Origin of the sequence: Sediminicoccus sp. KRV36, from assembly GCF_023243115.1 — a bacterium.
Lineage (GTDB): Bacteria > Pseudomonadota > Alphaproteobacteria > Acetobacterales > Acetobacteraceae > Roseococcus.
In genome coordinates, this window is the sequence record NZ_CP085081.1 from 33,074 (window position 1) to 52,445 (window position 19,372).

The window sequence follows — 19,372 nt, forward strand, 5'->3', positions numbered from 1 at the left end:
TCTGCGTGATTTGATGGCGCAAACGCCGCCGCGAGGAAAGAGATGATCGCAATTCCTGAAGAAGGCCAGGAATGGCCGGCCCTGAAGCAGGCCCTGCTGGAGGCCAAGGCCCGGGATTATTCCTGGAAGCGCGGCCGGATGGCGGTGTTCTTCTACTACCTCGACGAAGCGCTGGAGCGTGTTCAGCAGGAGGCCTATCTCACCTTCTGGACGGAAAACAACCTGGGCCAACGCGCCTTCCCCTCTCTCGCCCGGCTGGAGGGGGAGGTGGTGGAGATGGGCCTCTCCCTCATGCGCGCACCCGAGGGTGCTGGCGGCACCTTCACCTCGGGCGGCAGCGAGAGCATCTTTCTGGCGATGCTCGCCGCGCGCGAGAAGGCCGGCGTGGCCCGGCCGAATATTGTCATTCCCGATACGGCGCATCTCACCTTTGACCGTGCCGGCTGGTATCTCGGGCTGGAGGTTCGACGCATCCCAACCGCCGCTGATCGCCGCAGCGACATCGTCGCCATGATGGCGGCGATGGACGCGAACACCGTGGCGTTGGTGGGGTCCGCGCCGAATTATCCGTTTGGTGGAATTGACCGCATCGCGGAGCTGGGCGCCCTGGCGGCTGCGCGCGGCGTCTGGCTGCATGTGGATGCCTGCGTGGGCGGCTTCCTCTCGCCCTTCCTGTCGCGGCTCGGGGTGGCTCTGCCGGATTGGGATTTCGCCGTGCCCGGCGTCACCTCGATCAGCGCCGATATCCACAAGCATGGCATGGCGCCCAAGGGGGCCTCCTTGCTGTTGCTGCGTGATGCGGGGCTGAAGCAGCATCACCGCTTCGAGAGCAAGGCCTGGGCCCGTGGCCTCTACGCCGCCCATACGGCGCAGGGCACGCGGCCTGGCGGCGCGGTCGCTGCCGCCTGGGCGGTGATGCGGCATCTCGGGCAGGCCGGGTATCTCGATTGCGCGCGCCGGATTCGGGAGGCGCGGAGCGTGATCGCGGCAGGCATCCAGACGATCCCTGGCCTGGAGGTGCTGCCGGGCGAGCATGCCATCCTGGTGTATCGCAGCCATGATCCGGGGCTGCCTATCGGCCGGGTGGCGACGATCCTGGATGGGCGCGGGTGGCTGGTGAGCCGACAGCAGGAGCCGGACGGCATTCACCTGCATCTCAATCCCCTGCATGCCGAGGTGGCGGAGGAATACCTCGCGGATCTCCGCCTGGCCGTGGCTGAAGCGCGCGCAGGCGCCGCGCCCGAGATGGCAGCCGGGCGTGCTTACTAGCCCGTGCCCTACCGCTTATTCGTTGTGAATCAACAACCTGCCGAAGGTGCAGGAAACTGAGTTTCCTGCCGGGGAGCCCGAGGGGCAGCGCCCCTCGCCCCCCTTCACCCGCTCATCGCAGCGCGCGGGCTCAAGGCCCTCAATCCGGCCTGATCCCCGCTTCGCGGACCAGGCGCCCCCATCGGGTCACTTCCTCGGCGGCAAAGGCGCGTGAGCGGTCCGGGTCCCAGGCCAGGACATCGAAGCCGCCTTCCTCCGCGCGGCGGCGCGTCTCGCCATCCCGCAGGGCGAGTTGGGTTGCGCGCGCGATCTCGGCGAAGGCGGCGCGTGGGACGGCGGTGTTGGTCAGCATCGCGGTCCAATTGGTCATTTCCAGCTCGGGTGCGCCGGCCTCGGCCACGGTGGGCGTGTCGGGAAGGAGGCGATGGCGCGCCGCTCCGGTCACGGCGAGGCCGCGCAGACGCCCCCCCTGAATCTGGGCGAGGCATTCGGGCAGGTTGGAAACCATGAAATCCAGATTGCCGGCAACGAGATCGGTGACACCGGGCGCCCCGCCCCGATAGGGCACATGGGTGATGTTGCCGCCCGCCCCTGAGACACGCCTGAACAATTCCAGCCCCAGATGCGGTGGCGACCCATTGCCTGAACTGCCGCCATTCAGCACGCGCCCCCGCGCCTGCGCGATCAGGTCAGCCAGGCTGCGGGCCGGGTTGGACGGGTTGACGACGACGACCAGCGGCAGCGATCCCAGAATGGAGACCGGCAGGAAATCGCGCATCAGATCATAGGGCGCATCGGGGATCAGGCTGACATTCACGGCATGGGTGAGCGTGATGGCCAGCAGCGTATGCCCATCAGGCAGGGATTTCGCCGCCGCGTCGGCGCCGATCATGGCGTTGCCGCCGGCTCGGTTTTCCACGACCACCGGCTTGGCCCAGATCTCTGAAAGCCGATGGGCGACCAGCCGCGCCATGATGTCGGTCAGGCCCGCGGGTGTGAAGGGCACGATGTAGCGGACCGTGCGGTCCGGGAAGGCTGATGTCTGGGCCCGGGCGGGCAGGGCCAGGGGCGTAAGGAGGGGGGCAAGGGCCAGCGCGGCGCGGCGCGGAATGAGCATGGGCAAGATCCTCCATGGGCGATCGGACGGCGCCCTTCAGGCAGGATTGTAGGCGGTGGCGGGGGGCGTTTGGCAAGGCGCCGCGCCTCTGGCGTAATGCGCAACGAAACCGAGGATTTTCAGCCATGACCGCAGCCTCCCCCCTTCCCTCAGCCTTCCCCCTTCCCTCCGCGACCCCGGCCGAGCTTGGGCTGGACCCCGCGAAGCTCGACCTTCTCTGCGCGCGGATCGAGGCGGATATCGCGGCGGGGCACCATCCCGGGGCCCAGGTCGCGCTGGCCCGGCATGGCAAGCTGGCGCTGTTTCGCAGTTTTGGTGCCGCGCGGGCGGGCGTTGCGGCGAGCGATGCGTCGCTGTGGCTGCTGTATTCCAACACCAAGGTCATCACCGCGGCGGGTCTCTGGGCGTTGGCCGAGGATGGCCTGCTGCGACTGACGGATCCGATTGCGCAGCACCTTCCGGGCTTTGAAGCCGGAGGCAAGGGCGCCATCACCTTCATCGAGCTGCTGACCCATCAGGCCGGCTTCCCGGGGGCGGAAATTCCACCTGCCGCCTGGGAAGATGCGGCGAAGCTGCGAGAGCTGGTCTGCGCCCTTACGCTGCAATGGGAGCCTGGCAGCCGCGTGCGCTACCACCCCTCGGCCGCCCATTGGGTCGCGGCGGCCGTCATCCGTGCCGTGACGGGCGAGGATCACCGCGCCTATCTGCGCCGGCGGATCATCGCGCCGCTCGGCCTGGATGCGGAGCTTTTTGTCGGCGTTCCGGTGGAGATGCAGGCGCGCACGGCGGATATGCATGACGTGGATGGGGCGGTGCGCATGCCGGAGGGCACCGCCGCATTCCTGGCGGCGGGTGTTCCGGGCGGCGGCGGCTACGGCACGGCACGGGCGATGGCGGCCTTCTACCAGGCGCTGCTCCAGGGCGGCGCCTTGGCCGGGCGGCGCATCATCTCACCGCGCATGATGGCCTATGCGGTGCGGAACTACACCGGCGACCGGGTGGATGAGTATAATGGAATGCCGATGCATCGTGGGCTGGGGCCACATCTGCGCGGGACCACGCCGGCCATGCGTGGCCTGGGCGCCATCGCGCATCCCGGCACCTTTGGGCATGGCGGGGTGGGCTCGTCCTATTGCTGGGGCGATCCGGAATCCGGCCTGTCCTTCGCCTTTCTGTCCAACACGCGGCAGACGGAGGAATTCCATGGGCCGCGCATGGATACGCTGAGCACCCTGGCCCACGCGGCCGTCATTTCGTGAGGAGGCGGACCAGCCCGTCCAGCTGGTCCAGGTCCTTATAGGCGAGGATCACCTGCCCGCCCCTGACGCCATGGCGGATGGTGACCTTGAGGCCGAGATGCCCGGTGATCTGGCGCTCCAGCGCGCGTGTCTCGGCATCGGATTTCGGCTGGCGCGCGGCGGGCGGGATATTCTTTGCCGCCGCCAGGGCTTCCGCCTGGCGCACATTCAGGCCGCGATCCACCACCTGCAGCGCCAAGGCCACAGGGTCCTTGGCGGTGAGCAGCGCCCGTGCGTGACCTGCGGTCAAGGCGCCCTCACGCAGCAGGTCCCGGACGCGCTCGGGCAGGTTGAGCAGCCGCAACGTATTGGCGACATGCGGGCGGCTCTTGCCGACGGCGCGGGCCAGGGCTTCCTGGGTCAGGCCGAATTGCTCGGTCAGGCGGCCATAGCCCTCTGCCTCTTCCAGCGGGTTGAGATCCTGGCGCTGGAGGTTCTCCACAAGTCCGGCGGCCATGGCCTCACGGTCCGAGAACTCCCGCACCAGGGCCGGCACCTCATGCAGCCCGGCCGCCTGGGCCGCGCGCCAGCGCCGCTCCCCGCCAATGATCTCGAAGCGGTTCGGCCGGGACTTGATCGGTCGCACCAGGATGGGCTGCAGCACGCCGTGCTCACGTATGGAAGCCGCGAGTTCCCCGAGTGCGGCCTCGTCCAGCGCCTCGCGCGGCTGGAAGGGCCCAGGCTCGATCGCGCTGACCTGCAAGGTGCGCAGGCCTGGCGCGCTCGGGCTCGCGGCCGCGGCGTCACCGAGAAGGGCTGAGAGGCCGCGGCCCAGGGCAGGGGATTTGGTCATGATGCGGCTTCCTCGGCCATCGGCGAATCGGGGGTGGTTGGCCCTCGGGCATCCCAATCAGCACGGATCAGGATTCGCGCTCCAGATCATTCTTTGCCAGTTCGCGCAGGCGCGCGCGGTGCCGCCGCAGGAATTCAGCGGCCAGGCGGGTATAGGCTTCGGCCCCGGGCGAGCGCGGATCGTAGAAGGTCACCGGCAGGCCGTGGGATGGCGCCTCGGAGACGCGAACATTGCGGGGAATCACGGTGTCGTAGACCTGTGACTTGAAGAAACTCCGCACATCGGTTGCCACGGCCTCGGCCAGGTTGTTGCGGCGATCGAACATGGTGAGCACGATGCCATCCAGCCGCAGCGCGGGGTTGAAGCCGGCCCGCACGCGTTCCAGCGTCTGGATGATCTGGGAGACACCTTCCAGCGCGTAGAATTCTGCCTGAAGCGGAACCATCACCGACTCGGCTGCCACCAGGCCGTTCAGCGTCAGCAGGCCAAGCGAGGGGGGGCAATCCAGCAGCACCCATTCGACGCCCTTGAGCGCTTCCGCCCCCTTTGCCAGCGCATCCCGCAGGCGTGTTTCCCTCCGGGCAAGGTCCACCAATTCCAGCTCGCCGCCGGCCAGGTTGGGATCAGCCGGGATGATGGACAGGTTGGGGATGGCGGTTGGGCGCAGCACCTCGGCCACGGGCCGGCCTTCGACCAGCATGGCATAGCTGCCCGCGCCCCGGGCCGCGCGCGCGATGCCCAGTCCGGTGGAGGCATTGCCCTGCGGGTCGAGGTCAATCAGCACTACGCGATGACGTGCCGCCAAGGCCGCTGCCAGGTTCACAGCCGTCGTGGTTTTCCCCACACCCCCCTTTTGGTTGGCGAGAGCAAGGATGCGAAAGGCGGATGGGTCAGACACCGGCAGGGCGTATCTCGCTGAGGCGGAGGATGGTCGCTAGGGCATCGGTGCGGCTTGTGAACCGCTCCGTTTGCATAAGCCAGTGCGGGGCGGTGGCCGTCAACTCCGCCTCCGCATTTCGGCCCTTGGGCAGCACGGCAACGCCGTCTGGCGCCAGGATTCTCGCCGCATGCGTGACAAGTTCCCGCAAGGGGGCCAGCGCACGCGCCGTCACGACCTGGATGGGAGGCAGGCGCGCCGCTTCGATTCGCGTAGGGTGCACCCGCACATGGTTCAGGCCCAGGCTGCGGGCGGCTTCCATCAGGAAGGCGGCTTTGCGCCGATCCGACTCGACCAGATGCGTCTCCTGCTCGCGTCCGATGGCGATGACAATTCCGGGCAGGCCGCCGCCCGAGCCAAGATCTGCCAGCGCGCCATCCGGCAGCAGGGGTCGCAGCTGCCACGAATCAAGCACATGCCGGTGCCAGACCTCCTCCTCCGATGCCGCCGCAATCAGATTGATCTTCGCGTTCCAGCTGAGCAGCAGGCGCAGATATTCCCGCAGCCGAAGCTCTGTTTCACGTGAAACATCGAGGGATGGCGCGTCAGGCTGTTTCACGTGAAACACCGCGGCGAAGATGAACCGCCAAGGCGGCGACGGCGGCGGGCGTGATGCCGGGCAACCGGCCAGCACCGCCCAGCGTGGCAGGACGGGAGCGTTGCAGGCGGTCCCTCATCTCGTTGGAGAGGCCGGCAATATCGGCAAAATCCACATCCGCCGGGATGGCCAAGGCTTCCTCCCGCTCCAGCAAGGCGCGTTCGCCCTCTTGTCGTGCCAGATATGGGCCATAGAGCGCCTCGGCCTCGACATAGGCGCGGACGCGTTTCGGCAGATCGCGCAGCCACGGAAACAGGGATTCCGCGGCGACCGCCGACATGGCTGGCAGCGACAAGGTATCAAGCGCGCTGCGCCAGCGGCCATCCTGGTTCACCGCAACACCGGCCGCGGCATAGGCGGATGGAGTGGCGCCCTCCGTCCGTGCGCGCGACAGCGCCTCGGTGACGTCCGTCGCGAAAGCGCGATGCATCGCGGCCCTGGCCGGGCCGATGCAGCCCCAACCCAGCCCCTTCTCCGTCAGGCGCATGCCGGCATTATCGGCGCGAAGACTGAGCCGATACTCCGAGCGTGCCGTCAGCATGCGATAGGGCTCACTGACACCCTGCAGGGTGAGGTCATCCACCAGCACACCGAGATAAGCCTCAGCCCGGTTCAGCGTGGCATCCGCCGTACCGCCGGACGCGATATGTGCGGCATTCACCCCGGCCAGCAGCCCTTGCGCGGCTGCCTCCTCATAGCCGGTGGTGCCGTTGATCTGGCCGGCGAGAAAAAGCCCAGGCAGCGAACGGCATTCCAGGCTGGGCCGCAGCGCGCGCGGGTCCACATGGTCATATTCGATCGCGTAGCCTGGCCGCAGGATCGTCGCTTGCTCCAGCCCGGGGATGCTGGCGATCATCGCGCGTTGCACATCCTCGGGCAGGCTGGTCGAAATGCCATTGGGATAGACCGTCGGATCGTCCAGCCCCTCGGGTTCCAGAAAGATCTGGTGCCGCTCACGCCCGGCGAAGCGAACCACCTTGTCTTCGACGGAAGGGCAGTAGCGCGGCCCGATGCCCTCGATCTGTCCGCCATAGACCGCCGAGAGATGCAGGCTACCGCGAATGATGTCATGCGTGCGCGCTGTCGTATGGGTGATCCCGCATTCGACCTGGCGGTTGGTGATCCGCTGCGTCATCCAGGACAGCGGCTCCGGCTCGGCATCGCCTGGCTGCATTTCGAGGCTGGCCCAGTGGATCGTGCGGCCATCCAGCCGCGGCGGCGTTCCCGTCTTGAGCCGGGCCAGCGGCAGTCCCAGACGCTCCAGCGCGAGAGCGAGGCCCACCGCCGGTGCCTCACCCATGCGGCCGGCCGGAAAGCGCTGGGTGCCGATATGGATCACGCCGCGCAGGAAGGTGCCAGTCGTGATGACCAGGGCGCCACAAGCTACGCGACGCCCGCTGGCTGTCACCACTCCCTGCAGGCGCCCCTGTTCGATCACGAGATCCTCGGCCGGCTCGCCCAGGATGCTCAGCCCCGCCGTTTCGGCCAGCAGGGCCTGCATCGCCTCGCGATAAAGCCGGCGGTCCGCCTGGGCGCGCGGGCCACGCACCGCGGGGCCCTTGCTGCGATTGAGCAGCTTGAAATGGATCCCTGCCGCATCGGCGGCGCGGCCCATCAACCCATCCAGCGCATCCACCTCACGGACCAGATGCCCCTTGCCGATGCCGCCAATTGCCGGATTGCAGGACATCTCCCCGAGCTTCGCCGGATCATGCGTCAGCAGCAGCGTGCGTGCGCCACATCGTGCGGCAGCGGCAGCCGCCTCACAGCCGGCATGGCCGCCGCCCACCACGATCACATCGAAGCGCATGTCCCACATGGTCCGGCGTATAGCAGCCGCCCGCGGAGAGGGCGATTCACCGCGCCGCGGATCAAACTCTACTTGCCAATGCAGAATTCTCCGAAGACCACATCCAGCACCTGCTCCGCATCCACCCGCCCGGTGAGGCGGGAGAGTGCGCGTAACGCCCGCCGCAGTGTTTCCGCGCGCAATTCGGGCAGGCCGGCACCTGGAAGGCGGTCCAGCTCTTCCAATGCGTCACGCAACGCTGCCCGATGCCGCGGGCGTGTCAGCAGCGCGGCGTCCGAAAGGCCGCCCAGTGCGGCGGCGGCTTCCTCCAGCTGGCTGCGCAGCGCCGCAAGCCCTTCGCCGGTGCGGGCCGAGACGCGCATGGCGCCACGCATGCCGGCGCCGGTCAGGTCCGCCTTGTTGAGCACCACAAGGGCATCCTTCCCCTGCAGCATCAGTGTCGCTGCATCAGGCTCGGCATCCGCGGCAAAGACCAGCAAGCGCAGATCCGCCATCTCGGCCCGCGCCAGGGCGCGTCGCACACCCTCCGCCTCGATGTCATCGGCGGCTTCGCGCAGCCCGGCGGTATCCGCGAGCGTGACAGGCATTCCGGCCAGGATCATGCGCACTTCCACCACATCCCGCGTCGTGCCGGCCCGCGCCGAGACAATCGCCGCCTCGCGCCCGGCCAACGCATTGAGGAGGGAAGATTTTCCCGCATTCGGTGCGCCCAGGATGGCGATGCTCAGCCCCTCGCGCAGCTTCTCCCCGCGGCCGCCCTCGGCCAGGAGGGCCGCCATCTCGGCGCCAAGGGCCGCCGCATCCGCTTCCACCCGCGCATCGAGGTCATCCGGAAGATCCTCCTCCTCGAACTCGATGAAGGCCTCCTGCCGGGCCAGAATCTGCGTCAGCCGCGTGGCCCATTCGGCATGGCGCCGGGCCAGCGCCCCCTCCGCCTGGCGCAGCGCCTGGCGGCGTTGGGCCTCGGTCTCGGCCGCGATGAGATCGGCGATGCCCTCGGCGGCGGTCAGATCCAGCTGGCCATGGAGGAAGGCGCGGCGCGTGAATTCCCCGGGCTCCGCCGGCCGGGCTCCGAGCGCTTCCAGCGCCTCCGCGACGGCCGCGATGACCGCCGGCCCGCCATGCAGGTGCAACTCCGCGCTATCCTCGCCCGTGTAGCTGCCCGGTGCCGGAAACCAGAGAACCAGCGCCCGGTCCAGCGGAATCCCCGCATGGCGCAGGAGCCGCAGGCTGGCGCGGCGCGGGGCCGGCAGCGTCCCGGCCAGCGCCTGCAGCAAGGCCCCGCTGCCCGCACCCGAGAGCCGCATGACCGCCACGGCGGAGCGCCCGGCACCCGTCGCCAGCGCGAAGATCACCATCACGCCTTCGCCGGAACCACGTCCTTCTCGGTCAGCATGAGCCGCCGCGCTCGTCCCCCTTCGGCCAGATGCGCGGTGAGAACCTCGTCAACCTCCTCGCGGGTGCGCACCTGGTACCAGATGCCTTCGGGGTAGATGACCAGGGTCGGGCCGAACTCGCAGCGGTCCAGGCAGCCCGCCTGGTTGATGCGCACCCCCTTCAGCCCAAGCTCCTTGGCGCGCGCCTTCATGTAGTCGCGCAGCCCCTCGCTGCCCGCCGCGGCGCAGCTGCCGCGCTTGTGCCCATCGGGCCGGCGGTTGCAGCAGACGAAGACATGCGCCTCGAAATAAGGCGGGGGGTCGGCTTCGGCCATGCGGCCTCCTGTGCGGTGGTGCGTGTTTCATCCCACATGTAGCAACAGCGTGGCCCGGCGCCAGACCGGGACGCTTGACGCCAGCCCCGTGGCGGTGCTGCATCCACCTGCGCGTGCAATACAGGGAAACATGCCGCAACTTTCGCTTCACACACCGCTCGGTGAAATCACCCTCTCGGAGGATGAGGGGGCGATTGTTGCGCTCGACTGGGGTCGTGGCAGCGAGCAGGAAGCCACACCCCTCCTGCGTGAAGCGCGGGACCAGCTGCATGACTATTTTGACGGGAAGCGCGCCCATTTCCACCTGCCCCTCGCCCCCAATGGCACGCCCTATCAGCGCCGTGTCTGGTCCGCCTTGCGCGGGATTCCAGCCGGGGAGACCCGCAGCTATGGTGACATTGCGCGTGAGGTCGCCTCGCATCCGCGCGCCGTCGGCCAGGCCAATGGCCGCAATCCCATCCCCATCCTGATCCCATGCCACCGCGTGGTCGCCGCCAATGGCGCGCTCGGCGGCTATTCCGGCCTGGATGGGCCCGAGACGAAGCGTTATCTCCTGGCACTTGAGGCGCGCACGCTCAATCTGCCCTCCCCCCATTTTCTGATCTAGGAACACCCGCATGAACCACGCCATCCGCGTCCACGAATATGGCGGCCCGGAGAAGATGCTCTGGGAGGAAGTGCCCCTGCCACACCCCAAGCCGGGTGAGGCGCTGATCCGCCAGAAGGCGGTCGGCCTCAATTACATCGACGTCTATTTCCGCACCGGCCTCTACAAGGCGCCTTCGCTGCCCTTCACCATCGGGATGGAAGGGGCCGGCATCGTCGAGGCCGTCGGCGAGGGCGTGACCGAGGTCGCGGTCGGGGATCGCGTCGCTTATGCGTCCGGCCCCATGGGCGCCTATGCGGAGGCCCGCACCAACAAGGCGGATCGCCTGGTGAAGATCCCCGAGGGCATTGATTTCGAGCAGGCTGCCTCGATGATGCTCCAGGGCATGACCGCGCAGTATCTGCTTCGCAGCACCTACCGCGTGAAGGCTGGCGAGACGATCCTGATCCATGCCGCGGCCGGCGGCGTCGGGCTCATCATGGTGCAATGGGCCAAGTCCCTCGGCTGCACCGTCATCGGCACCGTCAGCACCCAGGCCAAGGCCGAGCTGGCGCGCGCCCATGGCTGCGACCACGTCGTCATCTCGGGCGAGGATCTGCCCGCCGCCGTCAAGCGCATCACCGGTGGCGCGATGCTGCCCGTGGTTTATGACAGCGTGGGGCGTGACACCTTCACCGCCTCGCTCGATTGCCTGGCCCCGCTCGGCATGATGGTCAGCTACGGCAATGCCTCGGGTGCCGTGCCGCCGATTGATATCGGCATCCTCGCCGCCAAGGGCTCGCTGTATCTGACGCGCCCGACGCTGGGCTCCTACACGATGAAGCGCAGCGATCTGGAGAATGTGGCGGCCGAGCTCTTTGCGGTGGTCAAATCCGGCGCGGTGAAGCTGCAGATCAACCAGCGCTATGCGCTCAAGGATGCCGCGCAGTCCCATCGCGACCTCGAAGCCCGCAAGACGACGGGCAGCACCGTCCTGCTGCCCTGAAGGAGACAGGGCGCGGCCTTCGCGGCGCGCCCAACTCCCCTCAGCCTCTCAGGAAATAGCGGTAGCGATACTGCTCCAGCATCCCCAGGCCGCTCTGGAGTGCCCGGGACGCCGTATTGGTCGCGGCGACCTGGGCAAAGAGCTGCGTGGCGCCATGCGCCGCCGCCCAATGGGCGGCGGCGCCGATCATGCGCTGCGCCAGGCCGCGCCGGCGGAATTCCGGCCGCACCGCGAGGTCGAAGACCCCGCAGAATGCGCCGTCGCTGGTGGTCGCCATGGCGGCTGCGGCAACGCCATCCTCGCGCAGCACCAGCCAGGCGACGGGAATGGCGAATAGCGGCACCGCTTCCAGCTTCTCGGCCCGCCGCGTCGCGGATTGGTATTCCGCCGTACCAATCACCTCCAGCCAGGTCGTGTCCGGCGCCGCGAGGAACTCGACCGCGGCATCGGCCCGGGCCACCGGGCCGAGCGGCCCGCAGGTGACCAGGCTCTCATCGGCCTCCTGCCAGCCATCCTGCCGCAGAAGCCCCTCCAGCCCGGCCGGATCGAGCGGTGAGGAGCGAAAGCGCGGCTTCAGCCCCAGGCGCCGGTAATGCGCCTCGATGCGGGCGACACGCGGTACGAGATCCGGATCGGCGGCCGGGTCGAGAGAGGCGGCGGCATTGGCGCGGCCTGTCCCGCCCAGGAAGGCCTTCACGACGAAGGGGCCATCGAACAGCACGCGTGGGGCAGGCAGGGCATTGAGCGTCGCGCGTTCCAGGGCGGCGACGATCCCGGGCCTCACGCCGCTTCCCGCGCCAATTCGGCCATGGCCGTCTGGTAGGTCCTGTCGAACAGCGCTTCCAGCCCGGGATTCACGCCGCGCAGCCCGGCCGCCACGCGCCCGGCCCAGCCGACATACTCGACGCGCCGCGCATGGTTCCAGGAAGCGGGCGGTGCGGCCACGATGGCACGCAGGTTGGAAATCTTGTCGGCCAGCTTCACCATCTTCGCCGCGGCGGATTTCTTCGGCGCCTGCGAAACCTGAAGGCCCTTGCGGATCTCCTTGGGCAGGCTCTTGTCATCCGAGACTTCGGCCACGATGGCCGCGACTTCCGCGCCGAAACGCGCGGCCAGTGCTTCCAGCGTCACGGGCTCGGGGTCATTGTCGCTATCCTCGACCGTATCATGCAGCAGGGCCGCGATGATCGCCGCCTCGGGCGCGTCATGTTCGGCGAGGATCTGCGCGACCTCGATCGGGTGGTTGATATAGGGCTCCGCCGCGGCGCCCTTGCGGCGATGCGTGGCATGGACGGCGGCCGCGAAACTCGCGGCCGCCAGGATCTTGGCGCTCATCGGCGAAGCCTCAGCCGCGCATTCGCGGAAATCCGCGCATCAGGAAACTCCTTGGAGAGGCTACTTGTAGGGCTGCTGGTAATATTGCTGCTGCGGCGGGGGCTGCGGCGTGGTGATCACGCCGGTGGCCGCGCCGACCGCGCCACCCGTGATCGCGCCGATCGCCGCCCCACGCCCGCCGCCGGCAATGCCGCCGATGGCCGCGCCGGTTCCGGCACCGATCAGCGCCCCGCCCGCCGCACGCTGGCCGGGATCATAGGGGTTGGTGCAGGCGCCCAAGGCAAGAAGCGCGCTGATTCCGAGGGCCGTCAGAACTGGTTTCATCGTGTTGTCCTTCCACACGTTACACGCGGGCATCGTTCAGGCGAATCGTGGCAGCAAGATGGAGCAGCGCGAGGGCCCGCCAATCCCGGCATCAATTCCCGGGATGATTGGCCGTTTCGCGTCGCGCCGGCAGAATATACCACGGAACGGGTGGTGCCGCGCCATAGCCCGGCGCGGCTCCGCGGTAGGGGCGCGCCGGCGCGCATCCGACGATCAGACCGAGCAACGGGATCAGCAGAAGCGCGCATTTGGCCATGGGCGGACACTGGTGGTGAAAGGTGGCGGGAAAATGGGCGATCCGCGCTGCCCTGCATTGCCGGCAGCAGCGCCCCTCACGGCCCTGCTCTGACTGCGCCCTGCTCTGACTGCGCCCTGCTCTGACTGTACCTTGCGATGACAGAGCGCCGCCATGACAGAGAACTGCGCTCTGTCTCCGCCGCGCGCGGCGGAGACAGGCCGCGCCCCCCAGCCGGATCGCCCCTCCGCCCGCTTGCGCCGACGGAGGGCCTCAGCCGGCCAGTGTCAGGTGTTCATCGCGTCGAAGAAGTCCTGGTTCGTCTTGCTGTATTTCAGCTTGTCCGTCAGGAATTCCATCGCGTCCTGCGTGCCCATCGGGTTCAGGATGCGGCGCAGCACCCACATCTTGCTGAGCGTGCCACGATCCACCAGCAGCTCCTCCTTGCGGGTGCCGCTCTTGGTGATGTCGATCGCCGGGAAGACGCGCTTGTCGGAGAGCTTGCGGTCCAGGATGATTTCGCTGTTGCCGGTGCCCTTGAACTCTTCGAAAATCACCTCGTCCATGCGGCTGCCGGTATCAATCAGCGCGGTGGCGATGATGGTGAGCGAGCCACCTTCCTCGATGTTGCGCGCGGCGCCGAAGAAGCGCTTCGGCCGCTGCAGCGCATTGGCATCCACACCACCCGTCAGCACCTTGCCGGAGGACGGCACGACGGAATTGTAGGCACGGCCCAGGCGGGTGATGCTGTCCAGCAGGATCACCACGTCGCGCTTGTGCTCGACCAGGCGCTTGGCCTTTTCCAGCACCATTTCCGTGACCTGCACGTGGCGCGTCGCCGGCTCGTCGAAGGTGGAGGCGACGACCTCGCCCTTCACCGTGCGGGCCATGTCGGTCACTTCCTCGGGCCGCTCGTCAATCAGCAGCACCATCAGGAAGACGTCAGGGTGGTTGGCCGTGATGGATTTGGCGATGGATTGCAGCATCACCGTCTTGCCGGTGCGCGGCGGGGCGACGATCAGCGCGCGCTGTCCCATGCCGATGGGCGCGATCAGGTCAATCACGCGATGCGTGTTGTCCTTCTGCTGGCCCTTGGGCACCTCGACACCCTCGATTTCCATCTTCAGGCGGCGCGTCGGGTAGAGCGGCGTGAGGTTGTCGAAATTGATGCGGTGGCGCAGCGCCTCGGGCGGCTCGAAATTGACGGCATTCACCTTGAGCATGGCGAAATACCGCTCGCCATCCTTCGGTGCGCGGATCTGGCCTTCCACCGTATCGCCGGTGCGCAGGCCGAAGCGGCGGACCTGGGCGGGGCTCACATAGATGTCGTCGGGGCCGGGCAGGAAATTGGCCTGCGGGCTGCGCAGATAGCCGAAGCCATCGGACAGGATTTCCAGCGTGCCTTCGCCATAGATCGCCTGATCGTTATCGGCGAAGGTCTTGAGAATGGCGAACATGATGTCCTGCTTGCGCAGGATGGAGGCGTTCTCGACGCCCAGCTCCTCCGCAAAGGCGAGGAGTTCGGGCGGCGTCTTCGCCTTGAGTTCTGAGAGGTGCATGCAGCATCCGAAATATAAGTCGCAGGGGAAACGCCGGGGGCGAGGAAATGGGGGCCCCGAGATTCGCGCCACGCGATGAGCATTGGCGGATTCGGCGATCGGGAAGGAGGGATCGGCCCGTCAGGCCGACGCGGAGGAACCTAGGGATGCGGGGCCCCCGCGTCAACAACCTTGTCAAGGGAAATTTACGACGCCTCAGAAGGGCTTCACGATCACCATGATGACGATGACGATCATCAGCAGCGTCGGCACCTCGTTCATGATGCGCCAGTGACGCTGCGGAAAAAGGCGCTCATCACGCTCGAAGGCCTTGCGGTGCTTCGCCAGGTACATGTGGAACCAGGTCATTCCCAGCACGCAAGCTAGCTTCACGTGCCACCAGCCGGAGGTCCAGGAGACCACGCCGGGTGTGGCCACCAGCACAAGGCCAAGCAGCCAGGTCACGATCATGCTGGGGTTCATGATGGCGCGCAGCAGAAGCCGCTCCATCTTCTTGAAGCGCTCATGCTCCACCCCACCGCCGGGGGCGATTTCGCAGTGATAGACATAGAGGCGCGGCAGGTAGAACAGCCCGGCCATCCAGGCCATCACCGCCATCAGATGGAAGGATTTCACCCAGAGATAGGCAGGCGCCAGAACGTCCAAGATCAGTGTTCCTTCAGGATGGCGGCGACGAATGCATCGAGGTTATCGCCGGGAAACAGATGGCCGGGAATCCCTGCCGCGGCGGCGGCCTGCATGTCGGTCTCGCGGTCGCCGATCAGGAAGCTGCCTTCACGGCGCAGCGGGAAATGCGCCAGCCAATCCTCGATCATCCCGGCACCCGGCTTGCGGCGTGGGCTGGCGCGGCGATAGCGCTCGGCCTCGGCCTTCTCGTGGAACGGGCAATAGGCGAAGCCATTCAGCAGGGCACCGGCTGCCTTGGCCTCCGCCGCCATCCAGTGATGCAGGCGGCCCACGGCGGCTTCGTCATAATAGCCCCGCGCCACACCCGCCTGGTTGGTGACGATGCAGACCGCGAGGCCCGCCGCATTCAGCCGGCGCAGCGCGGCCATCACGCCGGGCACCCAGCGCACCTCCTCGATGCGATGGGGATAGCCGGTATCCTCGATCAGCACGCCGTCGCGGTCGAGGAACGCGCAGGCGCGCCGGGGGGCATCCATCTCCATGCGTCGCGGATAGCATGAAGCCGTTGCGCTCGCACGCTGGCCTTCTCGCCCCGAGGGGATTAGAGGTGCGCGCATGCAGTCCGCCGCACCCACGACCGATCCGGCCCGCCGCGCCGAAATCGCCCGCAAGACCGCCGAGACGGAGATCCACGCCCGGCTGAACCTCGACGGCACGGGCCAGGCCGAGATCACGACCGGCATCGGCTTTCTCGACCACATGCTGCACGCGCTCACGCGGCACGGCCTGCTGGACCTGGCGCTGACCGCCAAGGGCGACCTGCATATCGATTTCCACCACACGGCCGAGGATTGCGGCATCGTGCTCGGCCAGGCCATCCGCGCCGCGCTGGGCGAGAAGCGCGGCATCACGCGCTTCGGCCATTGCCTCATGCCCATGGATGAAGCCCTGGCCGAATGCGCCATGGATATCTCGGGCCGCCCCTTCCTCGCCTGGAATGTCACCTTCACCCGCGACAAGGTGGGTGAAATGGATACCGAGCTGTTTGAGGAATTCTTCCGCGCCCTGGTGATGAATGCCGGCCTGACCTGCCACATCACCCAGAAGGCCGGCACCAACGCGCATCACATCGCCGAGGCCTGCTTCAAATCCTTCGCCCGTGCGCTGCGCATGGCGGTGGAGCCTGATCCGCGCCAGCGCGGCGCCATCCCCTCCACCAAGGGCGTGCTGGAGGCCTGATGCGGAGCTGGACCGTCCATCTCCCGCCCGGCACCGCGCGCGGCTCGGTCCCCGCGGCCGGCCAGATCCAGGCACCGATCCTGATTCCGGAGGGGTTTTCGCTCTGGGCGGTGATTTTTGGCCCCTTCTGGCTGTTCTGGCATCGCGCCTGGCTGGCGGGCCTGGTGGTGCTGCTCGGCCTGGTTGCTCTGAACCTTCTGCCCGGCCCCTATGGCACCGCGCTGGCACTCGCCGCCCATCTCCTGCTCGGCTTCCAGGCGCAGGATCTGCGGCGCTGGACCCTCGCGCGGGGCGGCTGGACGCTGGCACATCTGGTGCAGGGGCGCGACGCCGAGGGCGCCCTGGCCCGGCTGCTGCAGGCCGAACCCCGCCTGCTGCCCCTCTATGCCGGGGAGGTCGCGCGATGAAGATCGCCGTGATTGATCCCGGCTCGGGCAATCTCGCTTCCGTGCGGCGTGCGCTGGAGCGCGCCGCCGATGGCCCCGTGACCGTCGAGATCACCCGCGAGCCGGAATCGCTGTTCACCGCCGACCGCATCGTGCTGCCGGGCCAGGGCGCCTTCGCCGCCTGCCGCGCCGGGCTGGAGGGCATGGTCGCTGCCCTGTATGAGCAGGTGCAGGTGCGCCGGAAGCCCTTCCTCGGCATCTGCGTGGGCCTGCAATTGCTGGCCGAGCGCGGGCTGGAGCATGGCGCCACCCCCGGCCTCGCCTGGCTGCCGGGCGAGGTGGCGGAGATGGACCCCCGCGCGCCCGATGGCACGCCGCTGCCCCTGCCGCAGATGGGCTGGAACACGCTGGATTTCACGCCCGGCAGCCATCCGGTGCTGGAGGGTCTGCTGCCCGGGGATCACGCCTATTTCGTGCATTCCTACGCCTGGCGCGGCGGTGAGCCCGCGGATGTGATCGCCACCACCGGCTATGGCGGCCCGGTGCCCGCCATCCTGGGGCGGGACAACATCATCGGCACGCAATTCCATGTCGAGAAAAGCGCCGCCGTGGGTCTGCGCATCCTCGGCAATTTCCTGCGCTGGCAACCCATGCGGGGGGCGGCATGAACACCGAACCCGCCCCCCCTGTGCCTGATGTCGTGCATCGCCTGGAGGTGGAGCGGGTGGACATGCTCGATCCGCATGATCTGGCCGATCTGTGCGAGGCGACCAACGCCGCCATCGTGGAAGGTGGCGGCTTCGGCTGGGTGGAGGCGCAAAGCCGCTCGGCGCTTGAGCGCCATTTCCGCGGCGTCATGCTGGTGCCCGAGCGGGAATTCTTCGTCGCGCGCCTGGATGGCGAGGTGGTGGGCAGCGCGCAGCTGGTCCGCCCACCCCGCAACAACGAGGCGCAGGGCTTCACCGCGCAGCTCACCCACGCCTTCATCGCCCCCTATGCGCGCGGCTTCGGCCTGGCGCGGCTTCTGGTGCGCCGCGTCGAGGAACGCGCGGCGGCCATGGGGATCCGCGTGCTCAACCTCGATGTCCGCGCCACGCAGGAAACCGCGATCACGCTGTTCGAGCGCCTGGGCTATGTGCGTTGGGGCACCCACCCCGCCTATGCCCGCGTGGGTGGTGAGACGGTGGCCGGGTATTTCTATTATCGCCTCATCGAATTGCCCGGCGGGCGCAGCAATGCCGATGCCCTGGGCCGGATCAAAGCATGAGCGGCTTCACCCTCTATCCCGCCATCGACCTCAAGCAGGGGCGCGTCGTCCGGCTCCAGCGCGGCGATATGGCGCAGGCCACCATCTATGCCGAGGACCCGGCGGAGCAGGCGCTGCGCTTCGCCGCCGATGGCTTCACCTGGCTGCATGTGGTGGATCTGGATGGCGCCTTCGCCGGCAAGCCCGCCAATGCCGAGGCGGTCAGCCGCATCCTGGCGGCGGCACCCATGCCGGTTCAGCTGGGCGGCGGCATCCGCAACATGCCCACGGTGGAAGCCTGGCTGGGGGCGGGCATCACGCGCGTCATCCTGGGTTCCGCCGCCGTGAAGGACCCGCATTTCGTGCGGGAAGCCTGCCGGCATTTCCCCGGCCGCGTCGTCGTCGGCATTGATGCGCGCGGCGGCATGGTGGCGACCGAAGGCTGGGCCGAGACCAGCACCCTCTCCGCGCGCGACCTGGCGCTGCGGCTGGAAGATGCCGGGGCCGCGGCCATCATCTACACCGATATCGAGCGCGACGGCATGCTGAGCGGCGTGAATCTCGAGCAGACGCGGAACCTCGCGATGGCGCTTGATACGCCCGTCATCGCTTCGGGCGGTGTTGCTTCCATCGCTGATCTGGTGGCGCTGAAGGCGGTGGCGGCGGATGGGATTTCCGGCTGCATCCTGGGGCGGGCGCTCTATGACGGGCGGATCGCCCCGGCCGAGGCGCTGGCGCTGGCGGCGGCGTGATCCGGTTGGCGCAGCCCGGCGATCTGCCGGCGCTGCTCGACCTCTACCAGCACCTCAACTCCGATGATCCGCGGCTGACGGAGGCCGCGGCGGCCACGCCCTGGTCCAGCCTCATGGGGTCGGACCTCATCAGCGTGGTGGTGGCCGAGGCGGAGGGCGCGCTCGTCGGCTCCTGCATGCTGGTCGTGATTCCCAATATCACGCGCGGGGCGCGCAGCTTCGCGCTGATCGAGAATGTCGTGACCCATGCGGCGCACCGCAAGCGTGGCCTGGGCCGTGCCGTGCTGGCGGCGGCGCTGGAGATCGCCTGGGCGGCGGATTGCTACAAGGTGATGCTGGCCACGGGCTCCGCGCGGGAATCCACGCTGCGTTTCTATGAGGGGGCCGGCTTCCGGCGCGCGACGAAGACGCATTTCGAGGCGCGCCGCGCCTGACGGCGGCGCCGTCTCACGCGGCGGCCACCAAAGCATCGCTTGACGCCCGTGCAAAAACGCCGCATCCGCCTGCCCCCAAGCTCCATCCGGAGCTTTGGATGAGGCAGGAA

23 protein-coding genes are annotated in these 19,372 nt (G+C 68.1%); 10 read left to right on the forward strand and 13 right to left on the reverse strand.

Annotation, left to right across the window (positions count from 1 at the left end; translation table 11 throughout):
• Window positions 1-42: 42 nt before the first annotated feature.
• On the forward strand, window positions 43-1,269 hold the full coding sequence (locus tag LHU95_RS00150; protein ID WP_248709368.1) for an aminotransferase class V-fold PLP-dependent enzyme: 1,227 nt from the start codon (window positions 43-45) through the stop codon (window positions 1,267-1,269).
• 139 nt (window positions 1,270-1,408) lie between these two features.
• Here LHU95_RS00150 and LHU95_RS00155 read toward each other — a convergent pair whose 3' ends face one another.
• On the reverse strand, window positions 1,409-2,386 hold the full coding sequence (locus tag LHU95_RS00155) for a tripartite tricarboxylate transporter substrate-binding protein (protein WP_248709369.1): 978 nt from the start codon (window positions 2,384-2,386) through the stop codon (window positions 1,409-1,411).
• Window positions 2,387-2,511: 125 nt separating this feature from the next.
• On the opposite strand from LHU95_RS00155, the gene LHU95_RS00160 reads away from it, so the two are divergent.
• On the forward strand, window positions 2,512-3,645 hold the full coding sequence (locus tag LHU95_RS00160; protein ID WP_248709370.1) for a serine hydrolase domain-containing protein: 1,134 nt from the start codon (window positions 2,512-2,514) through the stop codon (window positions 3,643-3,645).
• On the opposite strand, the gene LHU95_RS00165 is transcribed toward LHU95_RS00160, so the two are convergent.
• From LHU95_RS00165 to LHU95_RS00190, 6 genes are all read right to left on the reverse strand, one after another.
• Complete coding sequence (locus tag LHU95_RS00165; protein WP_248709371.1) at window positions 3,635-4,477, reverse strand: ParB/RepB/Spo0J family partition protein; 843 nt, start codon at window positions 4,475-4,477, stop codon at window positions 3,635-3,637. The two genes, LHU95_RS00160 and LHU95_RS00165, sit on opposite strands and share 11 nt — an antisense overlap.
• A 67-nt stretch (window positions 4,478-4,544) precedes the next feature.
• The gene (locus tag LHU95_RS00170; protein ID WP_248711615.1) at window positions 4,545-5,381 is read right to left on the reverse strand and encodes a ParA family protein; all 837 of its coding nucleotides are present in this window, start codon (window positions 5,379-5,381) and stop codon (window positions 4,545-4,547) included.
• Window positions 5,368-6,048 (reverse strand): 16S rRNA (guanine(527)-N(7))-methyltransferase RsmG, encoded by a 681-nt coding sequence (gene rsmG / locus LHU95_RS00175; RefSeq protein WP_349292647.1) that lies wholly within the window; start codon window positions 6,046-6,048, stop codon window positions 5,368-5,370. The genes LHU95_RS00170 and rsmG overlap by 14 nt, the downstream gene beginning before the upstream one ends.
• Complete coding sequence (mnmG, locus tag LHU95_RS00180) at window positions 5,960-7,831, reverse strand: tRNA uridine-5-carboxymethylaminomethyl(34) synthesis enzyme MnmG (RefSeq protein WP_248709372.1); 1,872 nt, start codon at window positions 7,829-7,831, stop codon at window positions 5,960-5,962. Before mnmG ends, rsmG begins: the two co-directional genes overlap by 89 nt.
• A 59-nt stretch (window positions 7,832-7,890) precedes the next feature.
• The gene (gene mnmE, locus LHU95_RS00185) at window positions 7,891-9,180 is read right to left on the reverse strand and encodes a tRNA uridine-5-carboxymethylaminomethyl(34) synthesis GTPase MnmE (RefSeq protein ID WP_248709373.1); all 1,290 of its coding nucleotides are present in this window, start codon (window positions 9,178-9,180) and stop codon (window positions 7,891-7,893) included.
• The gene (locus LHU95_RS00190; protein WP_248709374.1) at window positions 9,180-9,533 is read right to left on the reverse strand and encodes a (2Fe-2S) ferredoxin domain-containing protein; all 354 of its coding nucleotides are present in this window, start codon (window positions 9,531-9,533) and stop codon (window positions 9,180-9,182) included. Before LHU95_RS00190 ends, mnmE begins: the two co-directional genes overlap by 1 nt.
• A 130-nt stretch (window positions 9,534-9,663) precedes the next feature.
• On the opposite strand from LHU95_RS00190, the gene LHU95_RS00195 reads away from it, so the two are divergent.
• Both LHU95_RS00195 and LHU95_RS00200 read left to right on the forward strand, forming a co-directional pair.
• Window positions 9,664-10,140: a methylated-DNA--[protein]-cysteine S-methyltransferase gene (locus tag LHU95_RS00195; protein WP_248709375.1), complete on the forward strand. Its 477-nt coding sequence runs from the start codon at window positions 9,664-9,666 to the stop codon at window positions 10,138-10,140.
• A 10-nt stretch (window positions 10,141-10,150) separates the two neighbouring features.
• Window positions 10,151-11,125 (forward strand): quinone oxidoreductase, encoded by a 975-nt coding sequence (locus tag LHU95_RS00200; RefSeq protein ID WP_248709376.1) that lies wholly within the window; start codon window positions 10,151-10,153, stop codon window positions 11,123-11,125.
• A 40-nt stretch (window positions 11,126-11,165) separates the two neighbouring features.
• On the opposite strand, the gene LHU95_RS23305 is transcribed toward LHU95_RS00200, so the two are convergent.
• The 6 genes from LHU95_RS23305 to LHU95_RS00230 all read right to left on the reverse strand — a co-directional run bounded on the left by LHU95_RS23305 (window position 11,166) and on the right by LHU95_RS00230 (window position 15,747).
• A complete protein-coding gene (locus tag LHU95_RS23305; RefSeq protein WP_283094278.1) occupies window positions 11,166-11,909 on the reverse strand; it encodes a GNAT family N-acetyltransferase in 744 nt (247 codons plus the stop codon).
• A complete protein-coding gene (locus tag LHU95_RS00210; protein WP_248709377.1) occupies window positions 11,906-12,460 on the reverse strand; it encodes an HD domain-containing protein in 555 nt (184 codons plus the stop codon). Before LHU95_RS00210 ends, LHU95_RS23305 begins: the two co-directional genes overlap by 4 nt.
• A 60-nt stretch (window positions 12,461-12,520) precedes the next feature.
• Complete coding sequence (locus tag LHU95_RS00215) at window positions 12,521-12,784, reverse strand: YMGG-like glycine zipper-containing protein (RefSeq protein WP_248709378.1); 264 nt, start codon at window positions 12,782-12,784, stop codon at window positions 12,521-12,523.
• A gap of 522 nt (window positions 12,785-13,306) precedes the next feature.
• Window positions 13,307-14,578 carry a transcription termination factor Rho gene (rho, locus tag LHU95_RS00220; RefSeq protein ID WP_248709379.1) on the reverse strand — a complete coding sequence of 424 codons (1,272 nt, stop codon included), beginning with the start codon at window positions 14,576-14,578 and terminating at the stop codon, window positions 13,307-13,309.
• Window positions 14,579-14,773: 195 nt separating this feature from the next.
• Window positions 14,774-15,229: a protoporphyrinogen oxidase HemJ gene (hemJ, locus tag LHU95_RS00225; protein ID WP_248711618.1), complete on the reverse strand. Its 456-nt coding sequence runs from the start codon at window positions 15,227-15,229 to the stop codon at window positions 14,774-14,776.
• Window positions 15,226-15,747: an HAD family hydrolase gene (locus LHU95_RS00230; RefSeq protein ID WP_248709380.1), complete on the reverse strand. Its 522-nt coding sequence runs from the start codon at window positions 15,745-15,747 to the stop codon at window positions 15,226-15,228. Before LHU95_RS00230 ends, hemJ begins: the two co-directional genes overlap by 4 nt.
• Before the next feature lie 73 nt (window positions 15,748-15,820).
• Here LHU95_RS00230 and hisB point away from each other — a divergent pair, with 73 nt between their 5' ends.
• From hisB to LHU95_RS00260, 6 genes are read left to right on the forward strand one after another with little or no spacing between them, the layout of a single operon-like run.
• On the forward strand, window positions 15,821-16,444 hold the full coding sequence (gene hisB / locus LHU95_RS00235; protein WP_248709381.1) for an imidazoleglycerol-phosphate dehydratase HisB: 624 nt from the start codon (window positions 15,821-15,823) through the stop codon (window positions 16,442-16,444).
• A complete protein-coding gene (locus tag LHU95_RS00240; protein ID WP_248709382.1) occupies window positions 16,444-16,851 on the forward strand; it encodes a DUF2628 domain-containing protein in 408 nt (135 codons plus the stop codon). The genes hisB and LHU95_RS00240 overlap by 1 nt, the downstream gene beginning before the upstream one ends.
• A complete protein-coding gene (hisH, locus tag LHU95_RS00245; protein WP_248709383.1) occupies window positions 16,848-17,498 on the forward strand; it encodes an imidazole glycerol phosphate synthase subunit HisH in 651 nt (216 codons plus the stop codon). The genes LHU95_RS00240 and hisH overlap by 4 nt, the downstream gene beginning before the upstream one ends.
• Window positions 17,495-18,097: a GNAT family N-acetyltransferase gene (locus LHU95_RS00250; RefSeq protein WP_248709384.1), complete on the forward strand. Its 603-nt coding sequence runs from the start codon at window positions 17,495-17,497 to the stop codon at window positions 18,095-18,097. The genes hisH and LHU95_RS00250 overlap by 4 nt, the downstream gene beginning before the upstream one ends.
• Window positions 18,094-18,828, forward strand: coding sequence for a 1-(5-phosphoribosyl)-5-[(5-phosphoribosylamino)methylideneamino]imidazole-4-carboxamide isomerase (hisA, locus tag LHU95_RS00255; RefSeq protein WP_248709385.1), 735 nt, complete (start codon window positions 18,094-18,096; stop codon window positions 18,826-18,828). Before LHU95_RS00250 ends, hisA begins: the two co-directional genes overlap by 4 nt.
• Complete coding sequence (locus tag LHU95_RS00260; protein WP_248709386.1) at window positions 18,825-19,262, forward strand: GNAT family N-acetyltransferase; 438 nt, start codon at window positions 18,825-18,827, stop codon at window positions 19,260-19,262. The genes hisA and LHU95_RS00260 overlap by 4 nt, the downstream gene beginning before the upstream one ends.
• The last annotated feature ends 110 nt before the right edge of the window (window positions 19,263-19,372 follow it).

Bases quoted from the DNA above. Each gene is read 5' to 3' on its own strand.
- mnmE (WP_248709373.1), bottom strand. From the start codon at position 9,180: ATGGTGATCTTCGCGCTGGCGACGGGTGCCGGGCGCTCCGCCGTGGCG.
- LHU95_RS00210 (WP_248709377.1), bottom strand. From the start codon at position 12,460: ATGAGCGCCAAGATCCTGGCGGCCGCGAGTTTCGCGGCCGCCGTCCAT.
- LHU95_RS00215 (WP_248709378.1), bottom strand. From the start codon at position 12,784: ATGAAACCAGTTCTGACGGCCCTCGGAATCAGCGCGCTTCTTGCCTTG.
- LHU95_RS00195 (WP_248709375.1), top strand. From the start codon at position 9,664: ATGCCGCAACTTTCGCTTCACACACCGCTCGGTGAAATCACCCTCTCG.
- LHU95_RS00155 (WP_248709369.1), bottom strand. From the start codon at position 2,386: ATGCTCATTCCGCGCCGCGCCGCGCTGGCCCTTGCCCCCCTCCTTACG.
- rho (WP_248709379.1), bottom strand. From the start codon at position 14,578: ATGCACCTCTCAGAACTCAAGGCGAAGACGCCGCCCGAACTCCTCGCC.
- LHU95_RS00250 (WP_248709384.1), top strand. From the start codon at position 17,495: ATGAACACCGAACCCGCCCCCCCTGTGCCTGATGTCGTGCATCGCCTG.
- LHU95_RS00160 (WP_248709370.1), top strand. From the start codon at position 2,512: ATGACCGCAGCCTCCCCCCTTCCCTCAGCCTTCCCCCTTCCCTCCGCG.
- LHU95_RS00240 (WP_248709382.1), top strand. From the start codon at position 16,444: ATGCGGAGCTGGACCGTCCATCTCCCGCCCGGCACCGCGCGCGGCTCG.
- mnmG (WP_248709372.1), bottom strand. From the start codon at position 7,831: ATGTGGGACATGCGCTTCGATGTGATCGTGGTGGGCGGCGGCCATGCC.
- LHU95_RS00190 (WP_248709374.1), bottom strand. From the start codon at position 9,533: ATGGCCGAAGCCGACCCCCCGCCTTATTTCGAGGCGCATGTCTTCGTC.
- hisA (WP_248709385.1), top strand. From the start codon at position 18,094: ATGAGCGGCTTCACCCTCTATCCCGCCATCGACCTCAAGCAGGGGCGC.
- LHU95_RS00230 (WP_248709380.1), bottom strand. From the start codon at position 15,747: ATGGAGATGGATGCCCCCCGGCGCGCCTGCGCGTTCCTCGACCGCGAC.
- hisH (WP_248709383.1), top strand. From the start codon at position 16,848: ATGAAGATCGCCGTGATTGATCCCGGCTCGGGCAATCTCGCTTCCGTG.
- LHU95_RS00165 (WP_248709371.1), bottom strand. From the start codon at position 4,477: ATGACCAAATCCCCTGCCCTGGGCCGCGGCCTCTCAGCCCTTCTCGGT.
- LHU95_RS00150 (WP_248709368.1), top strand. From the start codon at position 43: ATGATCGCAATTCCTGAAGAAGGCCAGGAATGGCCGGCCCTGAAGCAG.
- LHU95_RS00200 (WP_248709376.1), top strand. From the start codon at position 10,151: ATGAACCACGCCATCCGCGTCCACGAATATGGCGGCCCGGAGAAGATG.
- hisB (WP_248709381.1), top strand. From the start codon at position 15,821: ATGCAGTCCGCCGCACCCACGACCGATCCGGCCCGCCGCGCCGAAATC.